19 protein-coding genes are annotated in these 20,806 nt (G+C 35.0%); 8 read left to right on the top strand and 11 right to left on the bottom strand.

The genetic code is table 11. The features are described from left to right. Positions 1 to 32: 32 nt before the first annotated feature. From HX129_RS13520 to znuD, 3 genes are all read right to left on the bottom strand, one after another. A complete protein-coding gene (locus HX129_RS13520) occupies positions 33 to 1,037 on the bottom strand; it encodes an SEL1-like repeat protein (protein ID WP_286436290.1) in 1,005 nt (334 codons plus the stop codon). A 96-nt stretch (positions 1,038 to 1,133) separates the two neighbouring features. Continuing rightward, entirely contained in the window at positions 1,134 to 2,597 is a 1,464-nt protein-coding gene (locus tag HX129_RS13515) for a phospholipase D family protein (protein ID WP_286434517.1), read from the bottom strand. 82 nt (positions 2,598 to 2,679) lie between these two features. Beyond that, the gene (znuD, locus tag HX129_RS13510) at positions 2,680 to 4,803 is read right to left on the bottom strand and encodes a zinc piracy TonB-dependent receptor ZnuD (protein ID WP_286434515.1); all 2,124 of its coding nucleotides are present in this window, start codon (positions 4,801 to 4,803) and stop codon (positions 2,680 to 2,682) included. Positions 4,804 to 4,934: 131 nt separating this feature from the next. Between znuD and HX129_RS13505 the strand changes: the two genes are divergently transcribed. The 5 genes from HX129_RS13505 to HX129_RS13485 all read left to right on the top strand — a co-directional run bounded on the left by HX129_RS13505 (position 4,935) and on the right by HX129_RS13485 (position 10,725). Then, positions 4,935 to 5,708 (top strand): DUF4184 family protein, encoded by a 774-nt coding sequence (locus tag HX129_RS13505; RefSeq protein ID WP_286434513.1) that lies wholly within the window; start codon positions 4,935 to 4,937, stop codon positions 5,706 to 5,708. A 165-nt stretch (positions 5,709 to 5,873) separates the two neighbouring features. Next, entirely contained in the window at positions 5,874 to 7,661 is a 1,788-nt protein-coding gene (aspS, locus tag HX129_RS13500) for an aspartate--tRNA ligase (protein WP_286434512.1), read from the top strand. A gap of 322 nt (positions 7,662 to 7,983) precedes the next feature. Beyond that, positions 7,984 to 8,853, top strand: a complete 870-nt coding sequence (locus HX129_RS13495) for a lysophospholipid acyltransferase family protein (protein ID WP_286436289.1) — start codon at positions 7,984 to 7,986, stop codon at positions 8,851 to 8,853. Between the two features lie 144 nt (positions 8,854 to 8,997). Then, entirely contained in the window at positions 8,998 to 9,213 is a 216-nt protein-coding gene (locus HX129_RS13490; protein ID WP_286434508.1) for a hypothetical protein, read from the top strand. Between the two features lie 240 nt (positions 9,214 to 9,453). Further along, the gene (locus HX129_RS13485; RefSeq protein WP_286434506.1) at positions 9,454 to 10,725 is read left to right on the top strand and encodes an O-antigen ligase family protein; all 1,272 of its coding nucleotides are present in this window, start codon (positions 9,454 to 9,456) and stop codon (positions 10,723 to 10,725) included. A gap of 42 nt (positions 10,726 to 10,767) precedes the next feature. On the opposite strand, the gene HX129_RS13480 is transcribed toward HX129_RS13485, so the two are convergent. From HX129_RS13480 to HX129_RS13460, 5 genes are all read right to left on the bottom strand, one after another. Beyond that, on the bottom strand, positions 10,768 to 11,553 hold the full coding sequence (locus HX129_RS13480; protein ID WP_286436288.1) for a glycosyltransferase family 25 protein: 786 nt from the start codon (positions 11,551 to 11,553) through the stop codon (positions 10,768 to 10,770). A gap of 73 nt (positions 11,554 to 11,626) precedes the next feature. Further along, entirely contained in the window at positions 11,627 to 12,598 is a 972-nt protein-coding gene (locus tag HX129_RS13475) for a glycosyltransferase (protein ID WP_286434503.1), read from the bottom strand. A 144-nt stretch (positions 12,599 to 12,742) separates the two neighbouring features. After that, positions 12,743 to 13,792, bottom strand: coding sequence for a capsular polysaccharide synthesis protein (locus HX129_RS13470; RefSeq protein WP_286434502.1), 1,050 nt, complete (start codon positions 13,790 to 13,792; stop codon positions 12,743 to 12,745). Beyond that, a complete protein-coding gene (gene yibB, locus HX129_RS13465) occupies positions 13,792 to 14,640 on the bottom strand; it encodes a protein YibB (protein ID WP_130074181.1) in 849 nt (282 codons plus the stop codon). The genes HX129_RS13470 and yibB overlap by 1 nt, the downstream gene beginning before the upstream one ends. A 9-nt stretch (positions 14,641 to 14,649) precedes the next feature. Continuing rightward, complete coding sequence (locus HX129_RS13460) at positions 14,650 to 15,423, bottom strand: glycosyltransferase family 25 protein (protein WP_213072963.1); 774 nt, start codon at positions 15,421 to 15,423, stop codon at positions 14,650 to 14,652. 142 nt (positions 15,424 to 15,565) lie between these two features. On the opposite strand from HX129_RS13460, the gene HX129_RS13455 reads away from it, so the two are divergent. The 3 genes from HX129_RS13455 to HX129_RS13445 are packed head-to-tail and all read left to right on the top strand — an operon-like array spanning position 15,566 to position 18,054. After that, complete coding sequence (locus HX129_RS13455; protein WP_286383266.1) at positions 15,566 to 16,264, top strand: hypothetical protein; 699 nt, start codon at positions 15,566 to 15,568, stop codon at positions 16,262 to 16,264. Between the two features lie 2 nt (positions 16,265 to 16,266). Next, on the top strand, positions 16,267 to 17,202 hold the full coding sequence (locus HX129_RS13450) for a glycosyltransferase family 2 protein (protein WP_286434499.1): 936 nt from the start codon (positions 16,267 to 16,269) through the stop codon (positions 17,200 to 17,202). A gap of 54 nt (positions 17,203 to 17,256) precedes the next feature. Further along, positions 17,257 to 18,054, top strand: coding sequence for a glycosyltransferase family 32 protein (locus HX129_RS13445; RefSeq protein ID WP_286434497.1), 798 nt, complete (start codon positions 17,257 to 17,259; stop codon positions 18,052 to 18,054). A 13-nt stretch (positions 18,055 to 18,067) separates the two neighbouring features. Here HX129_RS13445 and HX129_RS13440 read toward each other — a convergent pair whose 3' ends face one another. From HX129_RS13440 to HX129_RS13430, 3 genes are all read right to left on the bottom strand, one after another. Further along, positions 18,068 to 18,874 (bottom strand): polysaccharide deacetylase family protein, encoded by an 807-nt coding sequence (locus HX129_RS13440; RefSeq protein WP_130074249.1) that lies wholly within the window; start codon positions 18,872 to 18,874, stop codon positions 18,068 to 18,070. Positions 18,875 to 18,886: 12 nt separating this feature from the next. Continuing rightward, the gene (locus HX129_RS13435) at positions 18,887 to 19,777 is read right to left on the bottom strand and encodes an ELM1/GtrOC1 family putative glycosyltransferase (RefSeq protein ID WP_286436287.1); all 891 of its coding nucleotides are present in this window, start codon (positions 19,775 to 19,777) and stop codon (positions 18,887 to 18,889) included. An 80-nt stretch (positions 19,778 to 19,857) separates the two neighbouring features. Further along, a complete protein-coding gene (locus HX129_RS13430) occupies positions 19,858 to 20,784 on the bottom strand; it encodes a branched-chain amino acid transaminase (protein ID WP_130074175.1) in 927 nt (308 codons plus the stop codon). Between the last annotated feature and the right edge of the window lie 22 nt (positions 20,785 to 20,806).

Below are 20,806 nucleotides of genomic sequence, written 5' to 3'. Positions count from 1 at the left end.
CCCACTTACCCAAGTTACGCCTTAAATTTGGATCAATTAGGGGCGCTTTGCATTTCAAATCTTTGTGCAACAAAGCCGTTATAACCTAAATCTGTTATCGCAATACGATTATTTAGTGCAGCAGCTTTCTCAATCCATACATCGTGGTTTTTGTCACCTAAATATTCATCTGCGAGTTTTAAATATGCATCACTATAACCTTTCTTTGCTTGTGACAAATAAAAATTCTTTATTTCACGATTTAAATTATCTTTGAAAGTACTCAAATTTTTATCTAATTCTAAATTTCCAAACCGCTCTAACAATATAATTTTCTCTCCAATTGAAGGCTTAGAAACTAATTTATATTCTCCCACTGCGTCCTTTAATTGTTGTATATATTTATTTTTAAATTCTTCAGTTGAAGGTAACTTTAATTTTTTCAGTGCTTCTTCTTCACAAAACTGCATTCGATATCCTGCCCCCCAAATATCTCCAGTCTGCAAGCCTTGATTTAAATAATCGCATTGTTTTAAATTATATCCTCGATCGCGATACTGTTCATTCAAATCTGCTATAGCAAGAAATGCTCTACTATTTCTTTCCTTCACCCCTTTTATAATCAATGGCATTAATGCATTTATTATTTGTTTTTTATCTGGTGTTTGAAACATATTTTCCTGAATTTTAACTTCAGAGATTAAATTATCTATAGCATCCCAGTTACCCTTTTTAGCTGCTGAAATTCTCAACTCATCATTTAAATATGGGTTTTCTGGTAAATATCGAAAAGCTGAGATGAAATTATAATACTGACTTAATAAATACATCGCCTCTGCATCACCCTCATCAGAGGCTTTTTTCAGCAATGCAATGGCTTTTTGATGATCAATACCGACATTTTCACTGCCTGTTTGCAACTCTTTGGCTTGAGTGACTAAAGGATTTTCAGCAAAGGCAAAAGGCGAAATAAATATCCCTATGGCAAGAATCGATGTTAAAAAAAATGATGTTTTAAATTTTTTTAAAGTTTTATGGTTTTGCATGATTTTTTGCATATTTAGGCTCAAGTTTTTAATTAAAATATTTTGAGCAGCAATTATGCACTGAATCATTCACCATTCAGTACATAATTTACAATTTTATAAATCAAATCAAAATGTTGACAGCCCACTCCATTCCATAAATCGATACACGCCATATTTGAATGTCGATTCATCCGCAAACTTTGAATAATCCACACTCATATTGCGACCATTTAAGTTCGACCAAGCCGTATTAAAATACTGTGTCGCATCCAGAAAAACCTGCTGTTGCGGATTGCCCACAACACGTAAATCTGTTTCCAAATTATAGTTTTTCAGATTACGTGCGGTAAAATTGGCAGAACCTAAAATCAACTCTGCAGACTGCGCATTACGTTTGATGATCATCTTGCTATGACATTGCTCGCCTTGTGTATTGCACCAACGCACATCAACACCTGCATCATGCAATTCAGACGCCACTTGACGGTTTGGAATGCCATTTTTCTGACGACCGAATGCGTCTTTATTTGGATCAAGCAAAATACGCAATTTCACACCACGTTGCTTTGCAGCAATCAATCCTTTGACAATTTTACGCTCTGACAAATAAAACATTGCCAAATCAATTTGATCATTGGCTTTTGCACTTTCTAATAATTTTAAAACTGCATCATAAATTGCGTGTTCAGTCAGCACTTGCACTTGGGGATTGGCTGGACTTTCAGGTAATTTCCCCACGATCACAAAAGGTGTGTCTCCACCTGACATCTGTGCCACAGGTTGTTCAGACTTCAACACATCCGTTGCGACAGCACCATTCACCATCAATGCCACATTAGAATGACGAGAACTGCCATCATGCGGATTTGCCGAAGTGACAATCGTTTTCCAACCTTCGTTCGTATCAACCACAATGGTTTTACGGTGATTGGCTTTGAAATTAAATAAGTTTAAATAACTACGAAGGGTGATCGGCTCTTTACCAAATGGATTGTTTAACCAACCTTTTTCAGCATTATTGCCGACATCTTGACAGCATAAATACCAAAAACCAGACCATGTCGGATTTGAAGCCCGTAGTGGGGTAAGATTGGTTTCAATCACTTCAATGCCACCTTGACGCAATTTACGATATTGTTCAGGGGCAATTCCACCATAAACAGAGTTAATGGGGTCAGTAATAAATTTAATTTCCAGTGTAGGATTGACCACTTTTTGATTAATCAATGCTTCGGTTAATTGATGGGTTAATGCTCTTTGCTGAACTTTAGACTCACCCACCTCACTGTTAAATAGAAACATATCCACCACGATGGTGGTTTTTGCTTGTTTAATCAAAGCTAAAATTTGATCAAAAATATGATGATCTAGCTGCTGTTTACCTTGTGCATCGATATAGGTTTCATCTGCAATAAATTTCACATCAGCATACCGTAAAGGTCCAGTAAAATTCAGTCCTTGTGGTAAAGGTTTCACTGTATGATAAATCGCAGAAGATAAATAACCCAATGCCAATGCAGCAAAGATTAAACTTAAATAACGACGTTTTGACCAATTCAACTTACTGTGAATTTTATGAAAGATACACATATTAAAAAACCTAGTCTACTGCTGTCAGACTAGGTCGAATCTCTTTTATTTTCAATAACGATTTGGTGAATGAATTTAAATTTTAGAATTTATAATCCACACCGATGACAAAGTTTCGTCCCATTTGTGGAATGGTTGACAAGAATGAGCTATGTTCATAGACCGTTTCATCGAGTAAATTATTGGCATTCAAATAAACTTTGGCAACTTGTTTATTGGCAAACGGATGCTGATAAGCCACACCGACATTCACCATATTGTAGCCTTTGGTTTCTCGCTCATAAGAAGCAAATTTATCTTGATTAAACACATGTGAATATTCAGCAGAACCTGACCAGTTTTCATCAAAATTTGCATTTACACGTGTACCTAAACGACCTGCGGGCACACGAGACGCATTTTCATTGTCAATTTTGCCACGTACATAGTCACCAAAAATCGTTGTTTTATACATATCATTCCACTGATAAGCCACTTCTGCTTCAGTGCCATAAAACTTGGCTGTATCTTGGCTATATTCAATCAGACGGAAATTTTCGTACTGATCCAAAGTTTTGGCATAAATGTAATTATCAAACCAATTATGATATAGATGAACATGATAACTGAGCTGATCCCCATCATAATGCAGCCCAACTTCAACATTATTTGACTTTTCTTTGTCTAAATTTTCATTGCCTAATTCATAAGTATTGGTCGCAAAATGTCCACCCTTTGAATATAGTTCTTGTGCCGAAGGTAAACGTTGCTGATGCGATGCCGATAAAGACAATGTGTAATCTGGCTTAAATTCCCAATTTGCTGCACCTGAAACAGAAAAGGCATTGCCATCAAAGTCTTTTTGCGTTGAATCAATATCAATTTTTTGATGATCAAAACGAGTCCCTAACTCTAAATGCACATCACCTAACTGACGATGCTCTAAACCAAATAGACTATATTTTTGAGTTTTATTCGGTGCAAAAATCGCTTCTTCACCTGAAATATCGAGTTTTTGCTGGCTTGCTTGTAGCCCCCACACACCTTCCCACTGCGCTAAAGGATTGTGCACCAATTCAATACGCCCTTCATAACCTTTACTTTTGAAAGTGGTCATTGCCTCATCACCTTCAATTTCATCATGTTGATAATCTGTATAACTGGCTTGAGCACGTAACTTTTTAAAGCCTGCAAATGGATTGTTTAATTCTGAGCGGAAATCATAACGTTCCGTTTTTAAATCGATCCATGGTCCTGCACCTGAGTGATCATGATCATGTCCTTCGTGATCATGTGCCGATTCATCTTCATGTTCATGGTCATCATGTCCGCCACAATGTAAATGATCGCCATGTGGATGACATGATTCATACTCATGACTATGTCCGGGTAAACCATATTGATCTTGGCGGTTGCTATAAGACACGCCTGCAAAACCTCGCTCACCAATCCAAGATAAACCAACATTGACATTGTCTGATTCAGAGAATGTATTGCCCACACGACGCTCTTTCGTGCTGTGTGTATGATCGCCATGATCTTCGGTTACGCTATAATTGGGTGCAATATAATCATTGGCTTCACGCTTTAAACCTTCGACGCGCAACGCAACATTTGAGCCTAAGCCAACTGTCATCCCCGCATGTGCTAATTTTTCATCATTACCTGAGTTATAGCGTAGGCCGACATCCCCTGCATAACCGTCTTTTGGCATTTTTGTCGCAATTTTAGAGTCAACAACATTGACTAAACCACCAACCGAGCCCGCACCATACAGTAAAGTCGAAGGCCCTCGAATCACTTCAATTTTTTCAGCCAATTGCGGGTCGACAGTGACCGTATGGTCGGGTGACAAACTGGATACATCCATACTTTCAGTCGCATTTTGTGTGACTTTTACGCGTGCACCTTCTTGCCCACGAATCACAGGTCGGCTTGAACCTGCACCAAAACTATTAGAATACACACCTAATTGTTGTTTTAGTGCTTCACCTAAAGTAGAGCCACCTTGCTGTAAAGTGTCCCGAGAAACGGTTTGATCGGCAACACCAAAATCTTGCTTTGACTGTTGTAAAGGATGTGCGGTTAAAGTCAATGTATCTAATTGTTGAATGCCGTCCTCATTGGCAATCGTTTTTTGCTGTGGTGTAGCTTGTTCTTCAGCCCAACTGCTTGTAGAAAAGACAGTCAAAATAGAGAGTGTCAAAATATGTTTTGAAAAAGACATGTGATTGCGCTCGAAGCATCATATTTTAAAATTATTGTTATATTATAACATTTCAATATAATTGCAATAAAAAACATTCTGCTTATCAGAAATCGTTAGAATAATAGAGTTTTATATTTTATTTTTTTGATATGCCTTTTACCATTTCTCATGCTGTTTTAGCGCCACCGATTTCTAAACTGACAGGACATCGTTTGCCGATTGCTGCATTGGCGATTGGCTGTATGACACCTGATTTATATCGTTTATTTACCGATGCAAATTATGATCAATCACACCAATGGTCAGGCTTGATCTTTCCCAATCTATTAATGGGCTTATTTTTCTGTGGACTTTGGTATGGGTTGTACCGCCCAATGCTATTTGCCTTTTCAGGGCTCAACAAAGCGTTAAATCTAAAAAATTTAAATGATTACTCAGGTTTTATACTCAGTATTATTGTGGCAGTTTTGGTTGGTGTAACCACACATATTATTTTGGATGGTTTTACTCATGTTGATTTTCGAACGGTTGCGTTTAAGGACGTTTTAAGTCGCCAAATTTCTATTTTTCAGCATAGTTATCCTTTACATCGAGTTTTACAAATTGGCATGTCAGCATTGGCATTACCCATTCTATTTTGGATGATTTATCGCCACCACCAGCATTTTAGGTATACACAACCGATCCATAAAAATATTAAAATTTATGTCATTGCACTCTTTTTTATCTCTATATTTTCAGGTTTTTTAAGTTACTTCAATTTTTCTGAAAGTCTCACTGCAAGTACATTTTCCGATGATTTATATCAGTATATCGGCAGATCAATTAATTATTTCTTTAGAGCATTTTTAGTCGTTTTTAGTTTGGGCAGTTTGATTTTTATCATTTTGCAGAAAACCTGTGCAATATTTTCCAAATCTTAAAATCTTTCATTATTTTAATTGAGCAATCCACGTGAATTTTTATAGTTTTTCGCCCAAGTCCTTGTGACAACATGCTCAAAGAGGCATAATCTCAGTTTACATTTTTAGGCGGTGCGCTGTTTACGTACCCGCTTCCTTAACCCATATAGTTGGATTTCTAACGCTATGATGCGAACTCATTACTGCGGCTCATTGACTGAAGCCCAAATCGACCAAACCGTGACATTATGCGGTTGGGTTCACCGTCGCCGTGACCACGGTGGTGTAATCTTCCTTGACATGCGTGACCGTGACGGTCTTGTTCAAGTGGTGATTGACCCTGATACACCTGAAGCGTTTGCAACTGCAGACAAAGCACGTTCAGAATTTGTATTAAAAATCGTAGGTCGTGTACGTCGTCGCTATGAAGGCACAGAAAATGCCAATATGGTGAGTGGTCAAATCGAAGTTTTAGGTAAAGAAATTGAAGTTCTTGCTTCATCTGAAACGCCTCCATTCCCATTGAATGATGAAAACGCAAACATTTCAGAAGAAATTCGTTTGAAATATCGTTTCTTAGACATCCGTCGTCCAGAAATGATTGACCGTTTACGTTTCCGTTCTAAAGTGACTAACTTAATCCGTAATTACTTAGACGAACACGGTTTCCTTGACGTTGAAACACCGATCTTAACACGTGCTACCCCTGAAGGCGCACGTGACTACTTAGTACCAAGCCGTGTTTCAAATGGTAGCTTCTACGCACTTCCACAATCACCACAATTATTCAAACAATTGTTGATGGTGGGTGGTGTAGACCGTTATTACCAAATCGCGAAATGTTTCCGTGACGAAGACTTACGTGCTGACCGTCAACCTGAATTCACTCAAATCGACATCGAAACATCGTTCTTAAACGATGACGACATTATGGATTTGATGGAAGGTATGACGGTTAAGATGTTCGATGAACTTCTTGGCGTGAAATTCGACAAATTCCAACGTATGACGTATGCAGATGCAATGCGTGACTATGCATCTGACAAACCTGACTTACGTATTCCTTTGAAATTGGTTGACGTTGCAGACATGATGCAAGACGTTGAGTTCAAAGTATTCGCAGGTCCTGCAAAAGATCCTAAAGGTCGTATCGTTGCACTTCGTGTACCAGGTGCAGGCTCACTTCCACGTAGCCAAATCGACGAATATACTAAATTCGTGGGGATCTACGGTGCGAAAGGTTTGGCTTATATCAAAGTCAACGAACTTGAAAAAGGTATCGAAGGTCTTCAATCTCCAATCGTTAAATTCATCGAGCCAATCGTGCTTGATTTGTTGAAACGCGTTGGCGCTGAAAATGGCGACATCGTGTTCTTCGGTGCAGATAAAGCCAAAGTTGTGAACGATGCAATGGGTGCGTTACGTATCAAGATCGGTCATGACATGAATATGGCAACTTGTGAGTGGGCGCCACTTTGGGTTGTTGACTTCCCAATGTTCGAAGAAACTGATGATGGCAAATGGACATCTGTTCACCACCCATTCACACTACCAAAATCAAGTGTTGAAGAAGTGAAGAACAACCCTGGTCAAGCACTTTCAGTTGCTTACGACATGGTCTTGAACGGTACTGAAATCGGTGGTGGTTCACTGCGTATTTATACTTTAGAAATGCAAAAAGCGATCTTTGAAGCGCTTGGTATTTCTGAAGAAGAAGCAGAAGAGAAATTCAGCTTCTTGTTAAATGCATTGAAATTCGGTGCGCCTCCTCACGGTGGTTTGGCATTCGGTCTTGACCGTCTTATCATGTTGATGACAGGTTCATCTTCAATCCGTGACGTGATTGCATTCCCGAAAACCAAGACTGCTGAATGTCCATTGACTCAAGCACCAGCACCTGTTGAAGCAAATCAATTGCGTGACCTTGGCATTCGTTTACGTGAAAAACCAAAAGCTGAAAATAAAGAAGCTTAATTCTTTATTTGAGTGATAAAACCCTGCCTTTGTGCAGGGTTTTTGATTTTTTACGATGAATATTTCCCCATATATTGACTAAAATGATGTTTTGATTGTTTTTGATAACTCATCTGACTTTAAAAGTGTATATGATGAGGTACGCCAAAATAAATATTTTGAAAGTTGGAAATTTCATTCATTTCCATCCTCATTTTGTTCATAAGATTTTTCAAATACCTTGTATTTTAGCCCTGCAATGTTTCTGACGTATTCCTAATCTTTATAACATTTTATTTTCTTCCATTTATTTTTCTCATCATTCAATCTGTCAGATCTTTTTATGTATTATATTCTTAAGTTTATAGCACGCTTTCCATTGGGTGTCTTACAACGCTTTGCCATATGCATTGCAATAATAATGCAGTTTTTTAACTCCTCAATAAAACGAAATACCCATATAAATCTAAAAGTTGCATATCCCACTTTAAGTGATTCCGACCATCATGTCATGCTCAATGAGAGTATCAAAAGCCAATATATGACCTATCTAGAGTCAATCAAATGTTGGGGAATGCCTGCTGCTTATAGTTTAAGCTTGCTTAAAAATATCTATGGTGAAGAGCATTTTGTAAATGCATTAGCAAATAAAAAGGGCGTTATTCTGGTCGTTCCACATTTTGGTTGTTGGGAGCTTTTAAATACATGGATCAATGTATACGCCCAACCTCTCATCATGTACAAACCGAATAAAGTTGCAGGGATTAACCGATACTTATTAGAAGCACGTCAAAAATCAAATGCAAAACTTGTCCCAACAGATGAAAGTGGGATTCGAGCAATTTTCAAACATTTAAAAATGGGGGGATTAACGGTGATTTTACCTGACCATGTACCTAAACAGTCCGGTGGAATTTACTCTCTTTTTTATGGGCAAAATACGCTTTCAAGTACCTTGGTTTCTAAACTTGCACAGAAAACACAATGTAATGTGATCGGTTTAAGCTGCATTCGCAATACAGACCATCGTAGCTTTGACGTGCATTGCACTCGCCTATCTCATGAAATTTTATCAAAAAACTTACAGCATTCTGTGGATTGCCTCAACCAAGAAATGCAAAGAATCATTGACGGTGCACCTGAACAATATATTTGGTCATATAAACGTTTTAGAAAAAATGCTGATCAAATCAATATCTATAAAAAATCTTGACCTTATCATCCGCTCTATTTTTTACAGACTTAGATTTAAGGAATATTATAAAGTCTAACTCAAAAATTAGTTGTGCTTATTGAATTGAGATTAGGTCTTAAAAATGGCATACTAATGGTGCTCTTTGGAACGGTAATTTCTCTCATGGCTATGCGTCCCGATGTTCGTCGTCATACGATCATTCTTATTGCGTTTTCACTTATTCAATGGGGCTTTGTCTTATATATACTCAATCATCAATTGTTTGATTTAGACAAATATCAACGTATTTTATTATTTTGCTTGAGTTGTTTTGGTGGTGCATTTGTCATTATGGGGGCACTTATCTATTTAGTTGTGAAAGGCAATACAGATCGTTAATTCAAATATGGTCAACACATAAATAGAAATGCTATTGATCACAATTAAGATATATACATAGGCATAAATTCAATGCCTATTTTTATTTTAACTCATCAATCATTTTATTCTAGAATTGAATCGATTAAAAACGATAAATAATGACTACTTTTTATATGGCAAGCTTCATATAATATTATCTTTTAAATAGACCGATAACCTTTAATCTATTATCACGAATCGTAATGGACAAGATACATTATGCTTGAAATTATACAAAACAATCTTTATTCTAGAAAATCAACCGTGTTTATTTCCATGTTATTTCTAGTATTTTTCATTTATTATATAATAAATGAAAAATTTAGAATCTGGTATATTTCACTTGCTTTTGTACTTGCTTGTTTCTACGCATTAAAAAAAAATATAGATTTAATAAAACCAAACTTAACACTTATCATATTTTGTTGTATCAATATTTTAACCTGTACATTAAATTATTATTTATTTGATCGCTTAGATGACCTCCCGAGTAAAGGTTATCTAAAAACCTACAAACGTTTAATTGATCAGTACCTTTACTTTTTAGCTTTCTTAACATTACCGACAGTTTTTTATGCTTATAAATTCACACCTAAAATATTTTATGCAATCTTATATATTGCTATTCTATTTACAGGAGTTTATGTTACATATTTCAATATTATCTTTGACTTTAATCGTGGACAACTCTCAGCGTATTTCAACCCGATTATCACCTATAATATTGGTTTAATCTCTCTCACGGTTTTAGCATTATTTTATGCATTTTATGATCAAAGTAAGAAATCTTATATACTTTTAACCCTAACTTTACTCACGATGTTTAGCCTAATTTTACAAGGTACTCGTGGAGCATGGTTAGCTCTTCCTTTTATTTCTATTTTAATTACAATTACTTACATTAAAAAACAAAGTAAAAAATGTCTATTTTTTATAGCCACCATATTGATATTTATTACAATTAATATTGCATTACCCAATTCTCCATTAAAAAATCGGATCAATGCTTTTCATCAGGATTCGACTCATATTCAAGACAGTAATTATCAAAATAGTACAGGGATACGATTACTACTTTGGAAAAATTCAATTGAATTATTTAAAACTCAACCCGTTTTAGGTGTTAGCCTTTATGGCATAGAAAAAAATAATTGTGAGTTGAAAACACAAGGAAAACTTCCAGAATGTTTCCAACATCAACATAGTATTTATTTTAATGAACTCGCTGCAAATGGTTTACTGGGGATATTTGGATTATTCACGACGCTACTTTTACCTTTTATTTATTTTGTCAAAAACTACAATCCATCTGACGAAAAACTCAAATTATTATCACTGTCTGGCATCGCCTTTGTATTTTATTTTGCCGTATGTGGTCTTACTGAATATTATTTATTTTTTCTAAATACGACTTATCTATATTTTTTAACTGTTGCAACACTGATGAGTCTCATTCAGTTAGAAAAACTCAAAATTCAGCAAAAAATATAAAAACAAATAAAACTCCCCCTAAAACTGGGGAGTTTTAAATCATTAAGAATAATATTTTTTCAAAGTAAATTTATATAATCTTTTGATTAATGATATTTTTAAACGCTCAAAAAAAGATTTTTTCCGAACTTTCTTTAGCTGTAGCGTTTTCCGCTCTTGTTCCAAATAACTCTGACCTGCCGCACACTCAACCAATTCAGGATGATTAAATAAATGTGTTGCATAAAAGTTTAATTGTTTATCCTCATCATATAACTCCCCCCAATGATCATAAACTTTTGGAGAATGATGATAATCAACAAAGGCTTGTGCCATTTTACGATCGACAATATAGGCATAAGCATAAGAAAAACGACGAATATAAAGTAAATTTACATTCAAAACTTTTTTATCCATTAACGTTTGCGACAAAAATTGCCCTCTTACATGCCGATTGACATGTAATTGAATACCACCGAGACTTAAAAAAAACTTTTCCTTTAATCCAAGCTCTGCAACTTTTGCCTGTAATACATCTAAATCAATATCAGCGATAGATATCGCATCATCTTCGAAAATGCATGCATATTGTTGATCTGACGCTAAAAAATCTGTCAAAGCAGCAATATGCGATAAAGTACAGCCAAGCTCTGCTGGACTTAATGGTCTTTGCTTAGATGCAACTGCAAGCTTAAAATATTCTGCGGTAGGTATATTGGCACCAATAACCCCAAACTTTTGAAAATCATGATGATATCGCTTAAATGTTTCTTGTGAAAAAAAAGAATTTAAGCGAGGACTTTCAGCACGTTCAATGCTGATAAGATATTTTTTCAAAATTTCACCCAAAGCTTTAAATCATAAAATAAAAACAATTTTATCTGATATAGGATATGATTGATATTAACCAAGACGCTAGTGTTTATTCATGTATATGAATTTTAGGAATTTGATCAAAATTAAATTTTTTCAATTTTTTTTCAGCATAAATAATTAAAAGGAATAAAATTGAAATTAAGATAATTCCAAAAATATTAAAAATAAAACTAAAAATATCAGCATAAGATATTTTAAAATTAAATAAAGCACATAACCCTATTAATATTAAAAATATCTTAATTGTTTTAAAAATTTTCTTTATGCGCTTATCCATTTTTAATTTTAAATAAGCAACATTTAATGGAGAAACTAAAATTTGATCGTAAAAATGATTATTTTCTCTATATAATTGATAATATGCCTGATGTACGATATCTTTATCTCTATTCATTAAATCTGTGAGACTTGATAAGTCTTCATGTTTTCTATAAGAAAATAAATATTCAGGTATAATAAAAACATTTGAATTTAGCTTTGTTATTCTTAAGTATAAATCCCAATCTTCACATACTTTTAGGGATGGATTATAGCCTTCTACTTGATCAAATAATATTTTTTTCACAGCAATAATCGATGGAAATAAAGTATTATGAAAATAAAAATTATCTAAACTAAAAGGTTTTATTTTTATTTTTTTTTGAGAACGCCCAATTTCTTTAACATAGCATGCAACCATCGCAATATTATTATTCTCTAAAAAAGCACCCACAACTTTTTCTATATAAGAAGCATCAATTAAATCATCGGCATCTAAAAAAACAAGTATCTCACCTTTCGCCTGCTGAACCGCATTATTTCGTGCAGCAGCCACCCCCATATTCTGTTGTTGAATAAGTTTGATGCCTGATAAATCATAATTTATTATATCTAAAATGGATGTAGAAGATCCATCATCAATAATAATATGTTCAATATTTTTATAAGATTGTCTTTTAACACTTTCAATTGTTTCAATAATCGTTGCGTGATTATTAAAATAAGGAGTGATAATAGAAACCAAAGGATTTTTTTTCATAAAAAGTTTAGATTAAACTAAATACTTATTCATTATACATGAATTCAATACAAAATTTAAGGATATTTATAATTTTATTAAAATTCAAATAAAATCAGCATATTACATATAACACCAACCCCACCCAATCAACGAAAATAATTATCATTCAATGACATTTATATACTGAGATTGAATATATGCATTAAATGAATTTAACTTAATATCTTTAATATAATTTAATTTATGAATCATGGTTTTATTCACTATATCATTATATTTTTCTTGATCCATCTCTTCATTTTGTACAATTTGCAATAAATGAACAACAGTATCATCTAGTTTTAAAAAATTAGTTTCATTTAAATATTTATGAGTTAATTGATTAAACATAATTTGAAAAAAGAAATAATGTGGAATATTGCTTTGTGTCTTCCAATAATTCAACATAATCTCTAAACAACTATGCATAAGTGGGTTACCTTTTTTTCCAACAATAAAACTATTTAATATATTTACAACGTGTTCATTCCCCCAACCAAAGTAATCTGAATTAAAAGCTGTCCAAAATTCTTGATGTTGTGCAGAGTCTACGCGTTGAAACATAAAAAAATCTTGTTGTAAAATAATAGGATCTATTGGTGCCGTTAATAAAATAGTCGCATCAATCCAAACGCCACCATATACATCTAATAACGCTAAACGGATTAAGTCGGCAAAAAATGCAGGTTTAAACTGCGGATTTGTTTTTTTGTCCCAGACAAAATCAGGTAAATCTAAATATTCTTTGACACTTTCTTCATCTAGCCGAATGACATGATAGTCACCTTTGAAACGATCAACAGAAGCAAAACATAGTTTTACTGTGTCATTTTGCTGTGCGGCAGCCAAGCCTTGCCCCCAATACTGCCAAATAATTTTTTGGTGTGAAAATTGTTTTTTAGCTTTGAGCTGAAAAGACGCTAATTTTCCAGCAAAATATTGATCTAAAAAAATATTCCACAATTGAGCGACATGTTGTTTTTGTAAAATATTGGCATATTGTGCCTCTTGTTTACGTTTAGCTTTCGCTACAAATAATGAATAAAAAGTACGCCAAGGCTGTTTTTTTAAACGCTTTAAACGTATAGTTCGTGCTTCATCTTGAGAAAATAAATGCATTATATTTGCTGTTAATTCAATATTTTCTGGCTGATCTTCTACATGCATAGACATTAGAAATATCCCATGAACTTTTTAAAACGGTTTACGAAATTACTATGGGTTTTTTCATCATAGCGCTTAAACACATCAAACCACTGATCCTCACCCAAATAATGTATTTCAAATAAATCGGGTTGTACTAATAAGGTTTGTAGATAAATGCCTTGATCATCATCAACAATATTTTGCTCAAGCATTTGCTTTTGACACATATAAACTAATTTTGAAAAATTTACCCATTTTTCAGGTGCCGCAACAATCACCCCTCCAATAATGAAAGCCTGATTGTTAAAAATAGCATGCTGTACACTTTCAGCAGTTAATTCAAATGTCTTTTTAATCGAGAAAAAATGCACTTTATTTTCCGCAAATGTAAAATTCCATTTTTTAATTTTACTGAGCATTTTTAAATTACGACAATAACCAAAATCTACCCATGCAGCCAATTGACTATGAACTAATCCTTCTTTAATCGCTTTATTTACGAAGTATGATTTTAAATTTGTAACCAATACATATTCAGGCGACCAGTACTCAGGATTTTTTAATTGCTCAGCCCCAATTTTTTCACGAAAAATTTCACTGTTTTGAATCTTCGAAATTTGCTGTTTAATATCAGCAAATTTTTCATCTAAACAAACATTAATAATCGTTGTTGGCTTATCTCCACGAATTTCTCTAATTTGATCGACATAATCCTGACTGGTAAAAATCACCATGTCATTTTCAAGTTGTGCTAGGTTTGAAAAATATTTGAAATATTTTTCATTAGAACGTTGTAAGTAACATGGATGTCCATTTTCTACGCTCCATCCGCCACGCCCAATATCAAAGAACGCTGTAATAATCGTAATTGACATTTTATTACCTTATTTGGGATATTGACTTAACATGATTTTAAAAATTCTTTTTAAAATAGAAACTTTCCATTTATGAAAAATTGATTTTTTAAATTTTTCTTCTTTATTCAACAATTTGCGCTCTTGCTCAATATAGCTTTGCCCTGTCCCCATTTCATCAAGCTCAGGATGATCAAATAAAAACGTCGCATAAAACTGACATGTTGGATCATAATCACGCATTTGTGACCAATGATCACATCCTTTTGGCATCTCATGATAACGTATTAATAATTCAGCCATTTTACGATCAATAACATAAGCGTAAGTATAAAATAATCGCCCAAAATATACAGGATGCAGCTTCAATACAGGAGCTTGATTGATTGTATTTTCTAAAAAAGTACCTCGTACCGTCTTACTACTTCTCAGTTGAATCCCGCCCATACTAAGAAAACTACACTCTTGCAAATTTAAAGCTGCAACTTGTATCTCTAGGTCATTTAAATCAATATCATTTAGACAAATTGCATCGTCTTCAAAAATACATGCATATTGTTCATCAGATGCTAAGAAATCTTTAAATGCATTCACGTGCGACAAAGTACAACCCAGTTCAGCAGGACTAAGTGCTTTTTTACGTCCCGCCACTGCAAGTTTAAAATATTCAGCAGTCGGCAATTGCGCACCAATCACACCTATTTTTTTAAATTCATTTTGGTATTTTCCAAACGTTGGTTGTGCGAAGAAGCTTGCCAATCTTGCGCTGCCTTCCTTTTCAATACTAATTAAATATTTTTTCACTGCACGAACCTGAAACATTGATTTGGAAAAGAGCCATTATATTTCATTCGCCATTTAAATAGTATTTCCCATGTCATCGATCAATAGATTTTTTACAACAACACGATTATGATGGTCGTTTTTATTGATATGATCGCTTGATATGACTGCACTTGGTTTTTCTTCTGAGTATTACCATATAAAGATTGAAGAACTGCTTCAACTCAGTGATTCAAAGCTTGATCTGCAACTAAAAAATCAATTTCCACATTTCCAAGCAGATGCTGTGATCTTATTTATCGGTCAAGAATCTAAAAATATTGCCGACAGTCTATTTCAAGGGCGTGAAACCTTAATAAAAGCCCAACAACAAGGTTTAACCCATTTCCCTACATGGATCATGTTTGAACAACGAGCACCACATTTAGGCGTGCTAGGGCTACTTAAACCCATTCGTAAAAAATATCTAGACTTTTCAACACAAAGCTATGAAATTGCACTTAGCGATATTATTGATAATCACCTTGAACGTAATTTAAAAACTGAAGAAACTGCTTATAATTATAGCGATCGAAATAAATGGGGTGTGCCAAAAGATCAACGCCAAAGCCGCTTCCACGATATTGATATTTCATTTAAAGAACATGGTTATGATAAAAATCATCCCATGGCAATTATGTTATGCCGTGGTTTAGGTGTAAAAGATAAATTACATCAGGGACATCATCGGATGTTTTTTTGCCGAAAATACAATATTCCTTATGTACAAGTACAATTTTTAGCAACCAATAGTTTTTCAGGGCATTTAAAAACCTTCTTTTTATGGTTAAATAAAACCCTTAAATACAAGCAAGTGAACTAGATATGGCAACAGTTTCTATCTCGGTTGTTTTAACCCATTTTAATAAAGGTCCACTCTTACAACGAACAATAGAGTCCTTGCAACCAGACTTGCCTGAACTTTTAGAAATTATTGTGGCAGATGATGCTTCGACTGATCCAAATTGGAGAAATTTTTCCCAACAATTAGAACAACAATACCCTAAAGTTAAAATTATTCACAATATTGATAATAAAGGTCCTGCCAACCGTCTCAATCAAGGAGCCAATGCAGCACAAGGTGATTATCTGTTTTTTATGGATGCAGATGATGTACTCGCACCTAATCGCCTGAAACAAATTGTCGAATTGATGCAAGCTCAAAACTGCGATTTATTTTATGGTAATAAAGTTAAAATTCGTGATTTAGCAGAAATTCAACAGTATCCAACTATGGATACTTCTAGCATTGAACAACCACTGACCTACATGATTCAGCACAACATCATGGAAATGTGTGTCATGTGTTCAAAAGAGGTCTGGCAAAAATCTCAAGGTTGTAACTCAAACTTATTTATTCAAGATGAATCTCTGGCTTTAGAATTAGGTGTAGTTGCACAGAAATTATTATTTACCGAAACTGCCACCGTTTTTGTAATTTTAGATGCTGAAGAAACCAAAACCAAACGAGGTGATAACCGTTTATCTCAAAATTTAAATCAACAACATTATGATATGTTTTTTACTATTTATGATTTTTTAAATACGCATGATTTAAATCAAACACAGCAAAACTTACTGAAGAAAAAAGCGCTTTCCACCTATTGGAAAAGCCTAAAATCTCGTGATCAAAAAAGTTTAAAAGAGTTTTTTTATTATGCTTTAGCCAAAAGAAATCCACAAAAATGGTGGAGTTCTCGTGCTGAGCAGCTTAAATCTTACTTCTCTCAATTGGATCATGTTCGCAAACCACGTGCATAACTGATTAATACATTTTTCTGCTTTTATTTGAAGAGCTGTTCGAGAATATATTCCATGTCCATTCCTAAAGTGATTCACCAGATTTATTTGCAAGGTGAAGCCAATATTCCTGATAATATCAAAAAATCAGTGATTGAATTGCGTGAACGTAATCCTGATTGGGAATATCGCCTTTATGATGAAACACAAATTTTACACTATATTCAAAAATATTATGATCAAAAAACATTAGATACTTATTTATTGATCCAAGAGAATTATGCTGCTGCTCGTTCTGATTTTTTTCGTTATTTACTCATGTATCAAGAAGGTGGGGTTTATCTCGATTTAAAAAGCTCATGTGCTGTGCCTTTTAATGACATTTTACGTGCAGACGATGAGTTTATTATTTGCGGTTGGGAAAATGAAGAAGGACAACAATATCAAGGTTATGGAATTAATAAACATCTAAAATTTTTAAAATATGGCGAATACCAACAATGGAATATTATTGCAAAACCACATTCACCATTTTTAAAAGCAGTCATAGATGAGGTCAGTTTTCGGATCCATGACTATACCCCAATGAAATATCATGTGGGACGTAAAGGTGTACTGAACACTACAGGACCTGTGCCCTACTCCATTGCTATTGAAAAAATAATTCAAACACAACAATATAAATATCGTTATGAGCGTTTTGCTGGTCAGTTTGGGCTGATTTATATCAATGCAGATACAACCGTGGTGAATAAAAATCACTACCGCCTACAAATCAACCCTGTGGTTAAGCTCAACATATTTAACCAAATACTTTATAAATTATGGCTTTACTTACTGCATCCAAGAAAAGCCTTTAAACGGCATAAATAATTTCTTTGTAAGATTAAGCTCGTTTACCCAACTTCAAACGTAGTCTTACTGCAAACATTGAATCCTTACCGCTGATTTTAATCCGTTGTAGCTGCATAAAGTCAGGGCTTAGACCATCAATGCCTTCTTTGGTGGTAACTGCATTGTGATAACCTGCCTGTTTTGCCAAATCGACATCACGTTGTGAATAGATTCCAAAGGGATAAGCAAAACTGGTCACCGCTTGCTGAGTCAGTTGCTCCAGTTGTATTTTAGAGTCCTGTAACTCATGTAAACACTGCTCATCCGTCAGTTTATCCAGATTGGCATGAGTTAGGGTATGTGACCCAATTTCAACCACAGCACCTTGTGCCAAAAAGCGGACTTGTTCATCATTGAGTTTAGGCTCACGTGCCAATTCACCACTATTATGATGGGCTTTTTTATAGGTGGACCAATCACGATCATGACGATCAACCACCACATAAATCGTGGCTTTGGCTTGATATTTTTCTAAAATAGGATAAGCATTTTCCAGATTATCCAGATAGCCATCATCAAAAGTAATGGCAACCGTTTTTTCAGGGTGTTTGCCCCAATTCTGCTGTAATTCCTGCATGGTCACAAAGTGAAAACCTTGTGCTTTCATCCATGCGATTTGCTTTTCAAACTCAGCAGGTTTGACTCGTAATTTATTGAACTTCGCACCCTCTATATGCTCGCGCACCATGTGATACATCAGAACACGCGGACGTTTCCAATCTACAGCAGGTTTCCACCATGCATATTTCATGCTAAATGCAATCATTAAAACCAACAGTAAAATGAGAATATAAATCACGGTCATGGCCAGTTATTTTGCTAAAAGATATGTTGCCACACGATCTGCTTCTTTAAAAGTCTGTGCTTGTGGTAAATCGGCAATGTTTTCAGCAGTGGAAATCAAATGCGCTGTCAAAATCTGATCGATAGATTGCGTGATTCGATCTTGCTTGCTGCGATCAATTAAAATCACTCCGACTCTACACCCTGCCGTCAATGCCTCAAAAATCATTGAAACACTGTCCTCTGTCACCCAAACTGCTTCTGTCTGTTGCATTTGCTCAAAAATCCAGCCTTGTGGTGTTTGCTCTACAGGAAAAATTTGCAATTTTTCTGCACATTTTTTTTGCTTTAATTGACTCAAAAAATCTGCGGGTGTACGTCTTGATGTGGTTAAAATGATATCGCCATGCGGATTTTGCTGAACAATATTTTCAATTGCAGTTAAAACTTTTTGATCATTCCATGTATGACGTTTCGATGAACCACCCAGTGCAATCAAAATGCGACCTGAAATATGCCGTTGCTCATCCACAATAGGATTCAGCGCACCTTTACTCACAATCACATTGCCCTGTTCTGCCACAGCATCATGTTCAGGAATCACAGCATAATCAAACCATGAGCATGGAAAATTTGGCTTCATCAAAATGACAGTTTTTGCCTGTTTATAGATTTTCCCCAACAACAAAACCCTGAATTGAGTATGGCTTCCCACCCCAAAGATATAATCAGGTGTTTGTTGAAGCTGAGGAATTTTATGTTGCATCATTCCCATCATTAAAGGAAAAATCGAAAGCTCCGCAATTGAGATTTCTTCAAAAGTGACAGCTTGCTGAGATTGTCTTTGCATCGCTTTAAACAAGCCCATTGCCTGTGAACGATGTCCTGCTTTTCCATCACTAACGTAGACAATATGCATGAAAACCCTTATTTAACAGCTCTAAAAAATCATAAAAAAAGGCGAAACCAAGTTCCGCCTTTTTATCTTAACCGATCAACTTATTTTACGTAAGTCAACCAGTGTGCATATTTAGGATCTTTACCCTGAACTGCATCAAAGAATGCTTTTTGAATTTTCTCAGTGATTGGACCACGCGCACCAGAGCCGATTTCACGGTCATCATACTCACGGATTGGCGTTACTTCAGCAGCAGTACCTGTGAAGAATGCTTCATCACCAATGTAGAATTCATCACGCGTAATACGACGTTCAAATACTTCAATACCAAGGTCTTTCGCAATAGTAATGATGGTTTGACGAGTAATCCCATCCAATGCACCACCTGCAATATCAGGTGTATGCAATGCGCCATCTTTGACTAAGAATACATTTTCGCCTGAACCTTGACATACATAACCCTGTGGGTCCATCAACATTGCTTCGTCATAACCAGCTTGAGCAACTTCTTGATGGGCAAGAATAGAAAGCGTGTAATTGCCCGCAGCTTTTGCCTTACACATCGTCACGTTCGGATGATGATGCGTAAATGATGAAGTTTTAACACGAATGCCTTTCGCCATTGCGTCATCACCAAGGTAAGCCCCCCAACTCCACGCTGCTACAGTTGCATGAATCGTGTTGTCTGTTGCAGCAATCCCGAGTTTTTCCGAACCAATGAAAATGATTGGACGTAAATAGCAAGAAGCTAATTTATTTTCACGTACAACATCAATTTGAGCTTGTTCTAAAGTTGCTTGATCAAATGGAACTTTCATTTGATAAATTTTTGCAGAATTTAACAAACGTTTTGTATGGTCTTGGAGACGGAAAATCGCGGTACCATTTGGTGTTTCATAAGCTCGGACGCCTTCAAACACACCCATACTATAATGTAAAGTATGGGTTAAAACGTGAACTTTCGCTTCACGCCAATCAACCATTTGTCCATCTTGCCAAATAAAACCATCACGATCAGCCAAATTCATGGCACACACTCCAAATTTTTAC

The sequence above is a fragment of the Acinetobacter sp. 251-1 genome (assembly GCF_030329305.1).
GTDB lineage: Bacteria > Pseudomonadota > Gammaproteobacteria > Pseudomonadales > Moraxellaceae > Acinetobacter > Acinetobacter piscicola_A.
The sequence above is the reverse complement of the archived record's forward strand: the minus strand, read 5'-3'. Positions and strand labels throughout refer to the sequence as shown.

Bases quoted from the DNA above. Each gene is read 5' to 3' on its own strand.
- HX129_RS13520 (WP_286436290.1), bottom strand. From the start codon at position 1,037: ATGCAAAAAATCATGCAAAACCATAAAACTTTAAAAAAATTTAAAACA.
- HX129_RS13515 (WP_286434517.1), bottom strand. From the start codon at position 2,597: ATGTGTATCTTTCATAAAATTCACAGTAAGTTGAATTGGTCAAAACGT.
- znuD (WP_286434515.1), bottom strand. From the start codon at position 4,803: ATGTCTTTTTCAAAACATATTTTGACACTCTCTATTTTGACTGTCTTT.
- HX129_RS13505 (WP_286434513.1), top strand. From the start codon at position 4,935: ATGCCTTTTACCATTTCTCATGCTGTTTTAGCGCCACCGATTTCTAAA.
- aspS (WP_286434512.1), top strand. From the start codon at position 5,874: ATGATGCGAACTCATTACTGCGGCTCATTGACTGAAGCCCAAATCGAC.
- HX129_RS13495 (WP_286436289.1), top strand. From the start codon at position 7,984: ATGTATTATATTCTTAAGTTTATAGCACGCTTTCCATTGGGTGTCTTA.
- HX129_RS13490 (WP_286434508.1), top strand. From the start codon at position 8,998: ATGGCTATGCGTCCCGATGTTCGTCGTCATACGATCATTCTTATTGCG.
- HX129_RS13485 (WP_286434506.1), top strand. From the start codon at position 9,454: ATGCTTGAAATTATACAAAACAATCTTTATTCTAGAAAATCAACCGTG.
- HX129_RS13475 (WP_286434503.1), bottom strand. From the start codon at position 12,598: ATGAAAAAAAATCCTTTGGTTTCTATTATCACTCCTTATTTTAATAAT.
- HX129_RS13470 (WP_286434502.1), bottom strand. From the start codon at position 13,792: ATGTCTATGCATGTAGAAGATCAGCCAGAAAATATTGAATTAACAGCA.
- yibB (WP_130074181.1), bottom strand. From the start codon at position 14,640: ATGTCAATTACGATTATTACAGCGTTCTTTGATATTGGGCGTGGCGGA.
- HX129_RS13455 (WP_286383266.1), top strand. From the start codon at position 15,566: ATGACTGCACTTGGTTTTTCTTCTGAGTATTACCATATAAAGATTGAA.
- HX129_RS13450 (WP_286434499.1), top strand. From the start codon at position 16,267: ATGGCAACAGTTTCTATCTCGGTTGTTTTAACCCATTTTAATAAAGGT.
- HX129_RS13445 (WP_286434497.1), top strand. From the start codon at position 17,257: ATGTCCATTCCTAAAGTGATTCACCAGATTTATTTGCAAGGTGAAGCC.
- HX129_RS13435 (WP_286436287.1), bottom strand. From the start codon at position 19,777: ATGCATATTGTCTACGTTAGTGATGGAAAAGCAGGACATCGTTCACAG.
- HX129_RS13430 (WP_130074175.1), bottom strand. From the start codon at position 20,784: ATGAATTTGGCTGATCGTGATGGTTTTATTTGGCAAGATGGACAAATG.